Here is a 12,399-nt window from a genome sequence, read left to right on the forward strand (position 1 = left end):
GTAACAACACCTACTACTTAATAATCTCTAATTCTTTTGCAACTTCCTCAATCTTTTTATAGTTATCATTTTTTGTTTCAATAAATTTGTCGGTTTGGAACAAGTCGGCAATCTCTTTTGAATCGCCTGGCATAGAAAGAAGCGAGTCTGTTACTTTTTGCTTAGCTTCTCTGCCAAATACTTCTTCCACGTTGCTATTGATTGTCCAGTTATAATCGTAATAATCTGGAGTTGTATAGAAAACCTTCACTTTATTTGTATCAACTTTACCTTCTTTTACTGCGGCTTCCCAAACAGAAATGTTTAACGCACCAGCTTGAAATGAACCAGATTCAATTAGCTTGTAAGTGGTATCATGTGAGCCTGAGAAGTTAGGCTTTCCATTAAAATCAGTGTTAGGGTCAATACCTTCTTCATTTAAGAAATAACGCGGCATTAAATGTCCTGAAGTAGAGCTTTCACTGCCAAAAGTAAATGATTTTCCTTTTAAATCCGCTAATGTATTAATTCCTGAGCCTTCTTGCGTAATAAATACGGATTTGAACTCTGCATCACGCGGGCGCTGTACGATGGATTCAGCTTCCGGAACAAGATTTCTAGCCTGAACGCTTGTTAAACCTCCAAACCAAGCTAAATGGATTTCACCACGTTGGAATCCAGTAACTAAGGCTGCATAATCAACAGAAGGGACGAATTCTACCTTCATGCCGGTTTCTTCACTTAACTGCTTCGCAACTGCATCCATTCCTGATTGAAGAAATGCAGCATTTTGATCGGGAATTGCACCGATTTTAAATACTTCCTCTGTTTTTGTTTCCTTATTTCCTTCTTTTTCTTCTGTTGTTTTATCTTCAGTTTGCCCACAGGCTGCTAATGAAAAAACAAGCATAAATAAAATAATGCCAGTTAACCATTTTTTCATAAAATCATTCACCTCATAGATTTGTCGTTTAACACCGTAGTTATGTTACCTGCCAACTTGATTATAAAGAATTGTTTATTTTGATTAAATTCATTTTATCTATTTATCCAATCGATTTTCATCTAAAATAACGATAGTTAAATATTAGGATAGTAAGAATAAAACCTTGATAATAAAGAAATCTCCCGCATATTTTACGGGAGATAGAAAATTATTGCGCGTTTATTTTTGTGACCATTCTTCGACATTCCAACCTTTGGTTACCTAATTTTCGTAAAAATAGGTTCCTGGCATACGAAAGCGTCTGTGTCTTAATGGTTGACTCAGGTAAAAAAATAAATACGTATCAATAAAGAAATCTCCACAAATAGAAAGTTGCATAGGATTCCCAATTAGCCCAATTTACCGCTAATTTAAGAATCTCTTCTTTGGTGGGTTTCTTTTCTTTATCTAATCGGTGTTTAATGGAATTCTGCAGTCCTACATCATCAATAGGGAAAGCAGAGGGATACCTTAAACAACGCATTAATACATAATTAGCCGTCCAGGGACCAATACCGCGTATTTTGACTAGGATATTCTCAGCACTTTTATAATCTCCCATCTGTTGCAACATTTCTTTGGATAATTTCCCATCTACGATTTGTTGTGCTACTCCGATGATATATTCTGATTTCTTCTTCGTCATGCGCAAGTTTTCCAATTCCTCTACAGGTAGTTCTGCAATTTCTGCTGGGGAAGGAAAGACCCAATAAGTGGCACCGTTATGCAAAACACTTCGACCAAATTTTTCAACCATTCTCCTTTTTAAGGTGTAGGCAAAAGAGAGATTTATCTGCTGCCCTAATATGCCCCAGCAAAGTGCTTCAAATATATCGGGAATTCCGATAATCCGCAAACCGTAAAAGGATTCAACAGCTTCACCCAAAAGGGGATCATCCTTTGCCATGGAATAAAACGGACTTAAATCCCTGTCTAAATCAAACCACTCCCTGACATGGAGGGCTACATCAGAACGGATTTTTCTACTAGTTGGTATTTGTTCGCCTAGAAAACGTACGATTAAATGGTTTTCATCTGCAGAACGTACTTCAATAATTGGTGTTTCTTCTCCTATCTGAATGGCTTTATAAATACGATTATCATGGATGTGAAAAAGGCATTCGTTTCGATTCCTCGATAAGTAATTTATATTTTCTTCAAAGTCGAATTCTTTCGGTAAAAACAGTTTCAGTTCATACCCGTTATCTTCCCAAGATTGGATAGTCATGATCAACCTCCGCTTTTAAAGTACTAATTTCAGTTATAACACTTAGGCAAATTAAAATCTTGTATTTTCATTCTGAAAGACTTAAAACTGATTCTCTAAATAGGTATACTGATAGAAGAAAGCTGATAAGAGTGGAGTGTTGATAATGCACCAAATACTATATTGGACACAATTGGTATATGAAAATTGGAAACTGTATATGGCAGCAACTTCAAAAGGACTCTGTTACGTTGGTTCTCAGGATAAGCCGTTTGAAGAATTAGAGGTTTGGGTATATAAACATTATCCTGTTAGTCAATTGGTTAGGGATGATAAGGTCATGGAGCCATATGCAGTGGAGTTTAAGGAATTTTTTCAAGGTAAACGTAATACTTTTACCATTCCCCAAGAATTAAAGGGAACCAAATTTCAGACTGATGTGTGGGAGGTACTCTGTAAAATTCCTTATGGAGAAACATGGACATACTCAGACATTGCTAATGTGATTAAAAGGCCAACAGCTGTTCGTGCCGTTGGTGCCGCCATTGGCGCCAATCCCGTACTCTTAACGGTACCGTGCCATCGAGTTATTGGGAAGAACGGGAAACTTACTGGTTTTCGCGGAGGATTAGACATGAAGGAACAGCTTTTAAAGCTAGAGCAGGATCACCATTAAAAAAATAATAAAACTAGCTAGATTTTGGACATACTATTTCTTATGAATTAAGAAAACGAGGTGATTATTTCATGGAAGAAATCGAAGAAGTTAAATTTTGTGAGAACTGCAGCAGAGATACGGTACATATGGTAAGAGAAGACCCTTTGGAAATCGAATATATCTGCAGGGAATGTAACAATCACCAAGAACTGTTTAAATCGTTTTTTTAAGAGATAATAAGAATCATTCAGGAAAGAGCCCTATATAGGTTCTTTCTTTTTTGTATATCAAGAACCATGACTCTTCCCTTACATACCATAATAGTAACACCAAGGAGGGGTTACTTTGGTTACGAACCATAATAATGTTTCAATTGGGACAGTTTCAGGCGGGATTGTTAACTTTGGCGGTGCTGTTTACATTTCACCCATCTCCATCACCAAAACCATTGGCGGCTCTGGCGAAGACAACACAGGCGCCGATTCTGAGATGGATTCTGTGAATGAACAAATCCTGAGTTTCCCTAAGCGTTGCTAAAAGCACCGCTTTTTTTTTGCCACAAAAGAGAGGATGGTATAAAGAGGTTTAGTTGGTAAATAATACTCTAAGCAAATGTCTTTATTGGAAAGAGGGTGGCTGAAATTGTTCTTTAAAAAGCTATTTTCACCTAAAGGGAAATTACAACAAAAGAACATGGATCTAATTCCAGAGACAAGAGAAAAAATGTCGGTTGAGTTTAAAAAAAGACTTCAGGATAGCGCAGACATTTTAGAGAATCAAATTGGAATCTCCGGGATTACCTTATTCTCAGTAGGGACATTAATAGACAAAACAATGCTACATAGAGATATTATCGATCCGCTAAAAGACCCAGCCTTCGATTCTATCCAAAAAATCATGGAGCATTTGTCAATTGGTGAGATTGAAAAGTCAAATCAGATGGAAAAGGCAGTCCAAGCTGCTCTAGACGGAAATGTAATCATATATTTAGAAGGGAATTCAACCGTTCTTTTAGCAAAAATCCCTTCAAGAGTTGGACGATCCGTTTCGTACGCTCAAAACGAATCTCAGGTCATTGGGCCACAAATGGCATTTACAGAAAGCTTAATGAACAATATCACCCTTGTTCGAAATTACATAAAGGATACGTCCTTATGTATTGAAAATTTACAGGTAGGATCTCGAACAAATAAATTGGTGTCTATTGTCTACATTAACGGTATTGTTTCAGAACAAATGGTTGATAGTCTTAGAAAAAGGATTCAAGAGATAAAGATTGATGGAATTATTGACAGTTCGGTGTTAGAGCAGCTTCTTGCAGAGAATTCATTAACCATATTTCCGCAAATGGCGTTAACAGAACGACCCGATCGGGTCTCAGATTGGCTGCTAAAGGGAAAACTGGCTATTTTTGTAGAAGGTAGCTCATTGGCGATTGTTTGTCCACAATCTTTTATGGAATTTTTTCAAAGTATGGAGGATAGTAATGTTAATTGGCAGATTGCAACATTCTGGCGATTATTACGATTCATTGCCTTATTCCTTTCCGTTTTTTTTACTGCACTCTATGTTGCGTCCCTAACCTATCACTATGAGGTTATCCCACAAACTTTGTTATTTACACTAACTGAGTCGCGGGCGAAGGTACCGTTTCCTCCGATAATAGAAGCACTTTTATTAGAATTTATAATGGAATTATTACGAGAAGCGGGTGCCCGTCTGCCAACAAAAGTAGGTCAAACGATGGGTATAGTTGGCGGTATCGTAATCGGAACAGCTGCTGTTGAAGCAGGTTTTACGAGTAACATCCTCATTATTATCATTTCGTTAGGAGCTCTTGGTTCGTTCGTAACCCCAAGTTATACAATGGGAAATGTTATTCGTATCGTTCGATTTCCACTAATCATATTGGCTGGTTGCTGGGGATTTTATGGAATGATGTACGGTTTTTGCTTTTTGCTTCTGCACCTATTAAGACAATCCAGCTTGGGAAGTCCTTATCTAGCACCATTTTATCCGCCTCGTTTTAAAGACTGGAAGGACAGCATCATTCGACTGCCATTATCCTTCACAAACAAAAGACCGGACTTAACAATGGCTGAAGACGAATATAAATATGACCCAACAAAGGCAAAAAAACATAATTGACCTAGGCAGCGGGTGACTCAATGAAAGTTCAATATCAACCAAACCCTCAATATATTTTAAATACCTTTATTCTATTTTTTATTATTCATTCGATACAAGTTGGGATTGGAATACAGGGGTTCCAACGAATCATTTTTATAGAAGCGAAGCACGATGCGTGGATTTCCGTTGTTTTAGCTGGCCTTTTCACTCATGTTGTTGTCATGATTATGATTAAGACGCTGCAATTATACGGACCGACAGATATTTATGGCATCCACAATGAAGTGTACGGAAAATGGATTGGAAAGATCGTTAATAGTTTATATATCCTTTATTGCTTATGGATGTTTGTGATTGTTTTAATTAACTATATTGAGGTTATGCAAACATGGGTGTTCCCAATCGTACCTACATGGGTATTTTCAATCTCAATTCTATTATTAGTTATTTATGGGGTGACTGGCGGATTAAGAGTGATCGTAGGTGCATGTTTTTTCAGCATCATTCTATCCGTTTGGATGCTGGGTGTTATTGGCTTTCCTTTACGTTTTTCTGACTATCACCATCTCCTTCCCGTAATGGAATCAAGTATTTCATCGATTCTAAAGGGGACGCATAAAATGACGCTCACCATAATAGGCTTTGAAATTCTCTATGTTGTATACCCTTTCTTAAAGGAAAGAGAGAAAGTTTCAAAGTTTGCACATCTAGGAATCGCCGGAACAAATCTATTATACTTGATGGTTATCCTCATCACGATTACCTATTTTAGTGCTGGTCAATTGGAGAATACGATTTGGCCAACTCTTTCCTTATTTAAAATCGTAAAACTGCCTTTTATCGAAAGAACGGAGTATGTGGCCGTTTCTTTTTGGCTGCTCATCATCCTTCCAAATCTATTGCTATATTTTTGGGCAGCCGTACGCGGAGTAAGGCGTACTTTTGAGAAAAAACGGAAGGGGCTCATCTTGATTTTTTCGTTTGTCATTTTTTTGGTCAGTTTGTTTTTCAATTCACGAACTAAAATTAACCAATTTAACGACCTTTTTGCCAGTATGGCTTTTTATATTACGTTTTGTTATCCATTTATTCTTTATATTTTGGCTTTGATAAAAAAGAAAATGGCATCCCTTAAGGAGAAATAAAAATGAGAAAAAAAGGATGTTTTTGGTGCTGGACATTTTCCTTTTTGTTGCTGTGCGGGTGTGCAGAACCTAGAATTCTTGAAGAAGTCGGTCTTATCACTACTTATGGACTTGATCTTGCGAAAAATGGCAGTATTTTAGGAACCATTGTTGAGTTAAAAATAGACCCTGCCTCAACCCAAGATGTGGTGGTTTTAGAGACTGAAGCTTATTCAATAAGAGGAATTCGAAATAATGCAAATAAAAAGTCCTCAAAAAGGCTTGCCTCAGGGCAGCTTCGTGTAATTGTATATGGTAAAGAACTTCTTAAACAAGGTAACACAGGGATAGCAGAAACCTTGACCAATGACCCATCCGTAAGTGATTTGACATACTTAGCCATGGCAGATGGGACAGCACGTGATATATTAAAGGTGAAAGCTAAACATATTCCTGATATCGGAACTCATCTTTTTGACCTTATCAATCAAAACACAGAAGGAAAAGTAATACCATCCGCTACTTTGCAAGAAGTTTTACATAACCATTTCTCGGTTGGCAGAGAACCCATTTTGCCCATTCTAAAAAAAGAAGGGAATGAGGGAGTAGGTTTTTCAGGGGTAGCTTTGTTTAAAGGAAGTAAATTTGTTGGAAAAATAAGTACACAACAAAGCTTTTATCTTAACCTGGTCATTGACAACTATAAAGGCGGAATCAAGGATATAGTGATTAAAAGTTCGAAATTCAAGCCCAGGAACCGCCGGCTTAACAAGACGGTTGCCTCAATCGATTCCCTCGACAGCAGTAGTGAAATTAAGCTAGTAAACAAAGAAAAACCGGAATTTGATATTAATATTAAACTATCTGGCAGGCTGCTTGAACTGACGAGTAATGTTGATCTTGGAAATCCAGAAACAATTAAGCTAATCGAGAAGGCCATTACGAAGAGCGTGACAAAAGAGATTGAAAAACTCATTGCCTATTGCCAAACAAAGGAAACTGATATCTTTGGTCTCGGAGAAAGATATAGAAGTTCAGTAAGGTACTCAAAACTTACCGATGAAAAATGGTATAAAATGTTTAAAGAGGCTAAAGTCAATGTAAATGTAGACTTTAATGTAAAAAGAACAGGGCTTATTGAGTAAAAAAGCTGCCATTGAATTTGGCAGCTTTTTTACTAGTATTAAGCAGCACCTTGACTGCTTGGATTATTTGTTTGACTCTGCTTTGAAGATTTAGCAACATTAAATACAATATTTAAGAAAATAGCCGTCAAGCTTCCAGCAACAATACCATTATTCGTTAGGATTTTCACACTTTCAGGAAGCTGTGCAAATAAATCTGGCACCGCGGTAACTCCAAGGCCCATTCCAACAGAACAAGCAATGATTAATAAGTTTTCCTGTGAAGCAAATTCTACTTTACTTAACATTTTAATTCCATAAGCAATAACCATTCCGAACATTGCTACCATCGCACCGCCTAAAACAGGGGTTGGAATAACAGTAGTTAAGGCACCAATTTTAGGAACGAATCCTAAGATCACTAACATGGCACCCATTGTGTAGATAACATTTTTGGTTTTGACACCTGAAAGCTGTACAAGTCCTACGTTTTGTGAGTAGGTTGTATACGGAAACGCATTGAACATAGCTCCTAAGATAATCGCAAGGCCCTCTGCACGATACCCTTTAGCCAAATCACTTTCCTTAAGCTTTCTTCCAGTGATATCACTCAGGGCAAAATAAACACCAGTTGATTCAACTAAACTAACAATCGCGACTAGGGTCATTGTAATAATCGGCGTCCATTCAAAGGTAGGGGTACCAAAGTAAAATGGCTTCACCATATGGAACCATGATGCTTCTCCAACAGCTGCAAAGTTTACCTTGCCCATTAATGCCGCTGCAAGGGTTCCACCCGCAAGACCGAGGAGAATGGCAACGGAACGAATAAACCCTTTAGTAAAACGATAGAGTAGAATAATGAATAACAGTGTTCCAAATGCAAGACTGATATTTGAGAGGGAGCCAAAATCAGGGCTGCCTTGTCCGCCTGCGACATTGTTCATCGCCACTGGGATTAACGTAATACCAATAATTGTAACCACAGATCCTGTAACAACAGGAGGGAAGAATTTTATTAACTTGCTAAAAAATTGTGCAATCAAGACGACAATTAAACCTGAAACGAGGATAGAACCATAGATTGCTGAAATACCGTACTCTCCGCCTATGGCAATCATCGGACCTACAGCCGTAAAGGTACATCCAAGGACAATCGGCAACCCGATTCCGAAGAACCGATTCTGCCAAACTTGTAATATGGTCGCAATTCCACACATTAAGATATCAATGGAAACTAAATAGGTTAATTGCTCTCCAGTAAGGTTCAAAGCACCGCCCACGATTAGAGGGACGATGACAGCTCCGGCATACATCGCTAATACATGTTGAATACCTAGTGATGCGATTTTAAACGGATTTTGTTTCATTAGACCAATTCCTCCATTTTCTCATGTTTAAACGTTACTTCTCCATTTGAAAGAGAGGCTACTCGAGCTAATGACTCAACTCGTAATCCTTTATCCTTCAATTTCTGAGCCCCAGGCTGGAATGATTTTTCAATCACGATACCAATACCCGCAACGGAAGCATTTGCTTGTTGGACCATGTCGACCAAAGCGAGAGCAGCTTGACCGTTAGCCAGAAAGTCATCGATAATCAAAACTTTATCATTTTCATTTAAATACTTGGCTGCAATTGCAAGCTCATTCGTTTCATTTTTAGTAAAAGAATGGACACTTGCTGTCAGAAGGTCATCTGTTAAGGTTACGGATTTTCTCTTTCGCGCGAAAATCACTGTAACATTCATATATAATCCAGCCATCACAGCAGGAGCAATCCCAGAAGACTCAATCGTAACGATCTTCGTAATTCCTTCCGCTGAAAATCGCTGTGCGAATTCTTTTCCAAGTTCATTCATTAATTGAGGATCAATTTGGTGATTTAAAAACGAATCTACCTTTAAGACATTGTCATTTAAGACTCTGCCATCCTTTTGAATTTTTTCTTCTAATAATCTCATGTTTATCCCCCTATGAAAAAATAAAAAGCCCAAACGTCATTGCTCACATCGAATTTGAGTGAGGCAATGACATTTGGGCTTTTTGACCAAATGTATGAACGCAAAAAAGCGCCGTTTACATTACCCACTCATAGTCAGATTGTTATCGGCAATCCGGTAGAAACTTGCAGGCCATATCCCTGCGATTATATGAGTGAAACCTTATAAATTTATTTTCATTATAACCATGGTGAAATAGGATGGCAATGCTTTTTTCACCAAAAGACGAACGAAAGGTTTTTTTTTAGGTCCATCGTTCGTGTAAGGAAAGCGCTTTATTCTTTATTTTAAAAGGTTCACTCTATGATTGAATAACCATTCATTTTCCGTTACTATTAGAATAGGAAATTTATTCAGAAAATTCCATAAAGGAGAGTTGACCATGGAAAAATCAATCCCTGATACTTGGTGGAACCAGTTAAGACTGCCTGTTATTTCTGCACCCATGTTTTTGGTGTCCGGTCCTGAACTAGTAAAAAACTGCTGTTTAAATGGTGTAATAGGGTCATTCCCAGCCCCAAATGCAAGACCAATTGAGGTACTTGATCAATGGATGGGTCAATTGAACGAAGAATTAGAACAAGCCCGCGCAGTGGAGCCTGACCGAAAAATTGCTCCTTGGGCGATGAATATGGTTGTACATAGCACCTATAGCCGTCTTCAGGATGAATTGGAGTTAATCAAAAAACACAAGCCACAATTGGTCATTACATCCTTAGGCAGTCCAAAACACGTGGTCGACATTGTTCATGAATATGGGGGTTTAGTCTTTTCGGATGTCAGCGACCTTAAATTTGCCCGTAAGGCCGCAGAAACGGGTGTTGACGGTCTAATCCTCGTTGCCAGTGGTGCTGGCGGTCACGCTGGACAAATTAATAGCTTTGCGTTTGTCGATATGGTCCGTAGTTTTTGGGACGGCATTATTGTTCTTGCTGGTGCCATTTCAACTGGAAAGGGAATATTAGCCGCACAGGCAGCCGGTGCGGACTTAGCTTATATGGGTACAAGATTTATTGTTGCGACTGAAAGTATGGCAAATGATGAGTATCGCGAAATGCTTGTGAATTCAAGTCAAGAGGATATCATGCTAACGGATGCTTTTTCTGGTGTCAGGGCTAATATGCTCATCCCGAGTATACAAAAAGCAGGACTTGATCCTGCCCAGTTGGTTAAAAAAGAAAAAGTGGATTTTGATAAAATGCACGGTAAACCAGAAGCGAAAGCGTGGCGTGATATTTGGAGTGCAGGTCACGGCGTAGGAGCCATTGATAAAATTGAGTCCGCTGCAGGGATCATTCAACAATTAGAAGCAGAATATCAAGAAGCCCTCAAAAAAGTGAACCAAAGTGCTTCAAAATTAAGTAGATTAAAAGTGAATTAATAATGTTAAAAGAACCTTTCCTAATTATTGGGAAGGTTCTTTTTGCTTAGGTACTACCTTTATTATTTTATAGCCAGGCTTTATTTTCAAACGTTTCGTTTCCTTCGTTGTTTTCACTTGATATAAAGTGAATTGTTTCGGCTGGTGCTCCAGCATTTCGACCTTTTGGACTCCTTCTTTTCGGTAATAGTTATGAATCTTACGAATCTGTTTTTCTTGTTTTTCACCAAAAAGCCAATCATAAAGGTAAATAAAAATATACACAAAAATGCCTCCAACAATAATTGTATATAGCAGTGATAAAATTGATTCCACGTATTACATCCTTTCTAAACCTATAAATTTATGCTCTCCATTATACCTTTTTTACTTCAAATGAAAAATAACCTGATTTCAAAATGGATAACCTAAAAATGAAAATTTTTTTATAACAAATGTCCTTTTGGGGTGAACATTTTAAAAAATATGTGATAAAGTATATTAAAGAAACCCTTTAACTAAGGGCATTCATCTAATATTCAATTGTCCGTCTCAGGTGGACGATTGTTTTTCTAAAAGCGACAATAAGGGGGAATAATAATGTCCAGCACTATTTTGGAGCAATTCTTAAACGAAAACTTAGAAGATTTAAAGGGCAAGGGTCTATATAATGTCATCGATCCATTAGAAAGTCCAAATGGTCCGATGATTACGATAAATGGAAAACAGCTAGTCAATCTTTCATCGAATAACTATTTAGGTTTAGCTACAGATGAGCGGTTGAAGCAGGCTGCTGCTGAGGCAATTGAGAAGTATGGGGTAGGTGCCGGTGCAGTTCGTACCATAAACGGAACATTAAAACTTCACGTTGAATTGGAAGAAAAATTAGCAGAATTCAAACATACAGAAGCAGCTATCGCGTATCAATCAGGCTTCAATTGTAATATGGCAGCGATTTCTGCCGTAATGGATAAAAATGATGCGATCTTATCTGACGAATTAAACCACGCTTCCATTATTGATGGCTGCCGGTTATCGAAAGCAAAGATTATTCGTGTAAATCATTCCGATATGGAAGATTTACGAGCAAAAGCAAAGGAAGCGAAAGAATCAGGTCAGTACAACAAAATCATGGTTATTACCGATGGCGTATTCTCCATGGATGGGGACATTGCATTATTACCTGAAATCGTAAAAATTGCTGAAGAATTCGACCTCATTACATATGTAGATGATGCACATGGATCAGGTGTCCTTGGTGATGGTGCAGGTACGGTTAAGCATTTCGGCTTGTCTGATAAAATCGATTTCCAAATCGGGACCCTCTCAAAAGCCATTGGTGTAGTAGGTGGATATGTAGCAGGGAAGAAGAATTTAATTGATTGGCTAAAAGTAAGAAGCCGTCCATTCCTATTCTCTACATCACTAACACCAGCAGATGTAGCAGCAAGTAAACGTTCCATTGAAATCTTAATGGAAAGTACCGAACTTAATAAAAAACTTTGGGAAAATGGGGATTACCTCAAAAAAGGCTTAAAGGAACTAGGCTTTAATATAGGGAACAGTGAAACCCCGATTACTCCATGTATTATTGGCGACGAGTCCCTGACACAGCAATTTAGCAAGCGATTAAATGAAGAGGGAGTATATGCAAAAGCAATTGTATTCCCAACCGTTCCAAAAGGAACAGGACGTGTTCGCAATATGCCGACTGCTGCTCATACAAAAGAAATGCTGGATCAGGCCATTGCTATCTATGAGAAAGTCGGTAAGGAAATGGGCATTATTTGATCACGAAACCCTTCGATGGGCAGATTTCTTAACATAAGT

At 38.0% G+C, this 12,399-nt stretch carries 13 protein-coding genes and 1 riboswitch; of the genes, 8 read left to right on the plus strand and 5 right to left on the minus strand.

What is annotated here, in order from left to right; genetic code table 11:
* Positions 1 to 13: 13 nt before the first annotated feature.
* Positions 14 to 922: a putative selenate ABC transporter substrate-binding protein gene (locus tag QNH29_RS16415; protein ID WP_283860459.1), complete on the minus strand. Its 909-nt coding sequence runs from the start codon at positions 920 to 922 to the stop codon at positions 14 to 16.
* A 346-nt stretch (positions 923 to 1,268) separates the two neighbouring features.
* A complete protein-coding gene (locus tag QNH29_RS16420; RefSeq protein ID WP_283860460.1) occupies positions 1,269 to 2,192 on the minus strand; it encodes a DNA-3-methyladenine glycosylase family protein in 924 nt (307 codons plus the stop codon).
* Between the two features lie 145 nt (positions 2,193 to 2,337).
* Between QNH29_RS16420 and QNH29_RS16425 the strand changes: the two genes are divergently transcribed.
* The 6 genes from QNH29_RS16425 to QNH29_RS16450 all read left to right on the plus strand — a co-directional run bounded on the left by QNH29_RS16425 (position 2,338) and on the right by QNH29_RS16450 (position 7,228).
* On the plus strand, positions 2,338 to 2,847 hold the full coding sequence (locus QNH29_RS16425; protein WP_283860461.1) for a methylated-DNA--[protein]-cysteine S-methyltransferase: 510 nt from the start codon (positions 2,338 to 2,340) through the stop codon (positions 2,845 to 2,847).
* A gap of 71 nt (positions 2,848 to 2,918) precedes the next feature.
* A complete protein-coding gene (locus tag QNH29_RS16430) occupies positions 2,919 to 3,059 on the plus strand; it encodes a hypothetical protein (RefSeq protein WP_283860462.1) in 141 nt (46 codons plus the stop codon).
* Positions 3,060 to 3,174: 115 nt separating this feature from the next.
* Positions 3,175 to 3,366, plus strand: a complete 192-nt coding sequence (locus QNH29_RS16435; protein WP_283860463.1) for a spore germination protein — start codon at positions 3,175 to 3,177, stop codon at positions 3,364 to 3,366.
* Positions 3,367 to 3,471: 105 nt separating this feature from the next.
* Entirely contained in the window at positions 3,472 to 4,977 is a 1,506-nt protein-coding gene (locus QNH29_RS16440) for a spore germination protein (RefSeq protein WP_283860464.1), read from the plus strand.
* A 20-nt stretch (positions 4,978 to 4,997) separates the two neighbouring features.
* Positions 4,998 to 6,104, plus strand: coding sequence for a GerAB/ArcD/ProY family transporter (locus QNH29_RS16445; RefSeq protein ID WP_283860465.1), 1,107 nt, complete (start codon positions 4,998 to 5,000; stop codon positions 6,102 to 6,104).
* Between the two features lie 2 nt (positions 6,105 to 6,106).
* Positions 6,107 to 7,228: a Ger(x)C family spore germination protein gene (locus QNH29_RS16450; protein WP_283860466.1), complete on the plus strand. Its 1,122-nt coding sequence runs from the start codon at positions 6,107 to 6,109 to the stop codon at positions 7,226 to 7,228.
* A gap of 38 nt (positions 7,229 to 7,266) precedes the next feature.
* On the opposite strand, the gene QNH29_RS16455 is transcribed toward QNH29_RS16450, so the two are convergent.
* Entirely contained in the window at positions 7,267 to 8,577 is a 1,311-nt protein-coding gene (locus QNH29_RS16455) for a nucleobase:cation symporter-2 family protein (RefSeq protein ID WP_283860467.1), read from the minus strand.
* Entirely contained in the window at positions 8,577 to 9,170 is a 594-nt protein-coding gene (locus tag QNH29_RS16460) for a xanthine phosphoribosyltransferase (RefSeq protein ID WP_283860468.1), read from the minus strand. The genes QNH29_RS16455 and QNH29_RS16460 overlap by 1 nt, the downstream gene beginning before the upstream one ends.
* A gap of 111 nt (positions 9,171 to 9,281) precedes the next feature.
* A riboswitch (purine riboswitch) is annotated at positions 9,282 to 9,383 on the minus strand.
* A gap of 208 nt (positions 9,384 to 9,591) precedes the next feature.
* On the opposite strand from QNH29_RS16460, the gene QNH29_RS16465 reads away from it, so the two are divergent.
* Entirely contained in the window at positions 9,592 to 10,590 is a 999-nt protein-coding gene (locus tag QNH29_RS16465; RefSeq protein WP_283860469.1) for an NAD(P)H-dependent flavin oxidoreductase, read from the plus strand.
* Between the two features lie 24 nt (positions 10,591 to 10,614).
* Here the strand turns inward: QNH29_RS16465 and QNH29_RS16470 are convergent, their stop codons facing one another.
* On the minus strand, positions 10,615 to 10,905 hold the full coding sequence (locus QNH29_RS16470) for a hypothetical protein (RefSeq protein WP_283860470.1): 291 nt from the start codon (positions 10,903 to 10,905) through the stop codon (positions 10,615 to 10,617).
* Between the two features lie 264 nt (positions 10,906 to 11,169).
* Here QNH29_RS16470 and QNH29_RS16475 point away from each other — a divergent pair, with 264 nt between their 5' ends.
* Positions 11,170 to 12,360, plus strand: coding sequence for a glycine C-acetyltransferase (locus QNH29_RS16475; protein ID WP_283860471.1), 1,191 nt, complete (start codon positions 11,170 to 11,172; stop codon positions 12,358 to 12,360).
* The last annotated feature ends 39 nt before the right edge of the window (positions 12,361 to 12,399 follow it).

The organism is Neobacillus sp. DY30 (assembly GCF_030123065.1).
Lineage (GTDB): Bacteria > Bacillota > Bacilli > Bacillales > Cytobacillaceae > Neobacillus.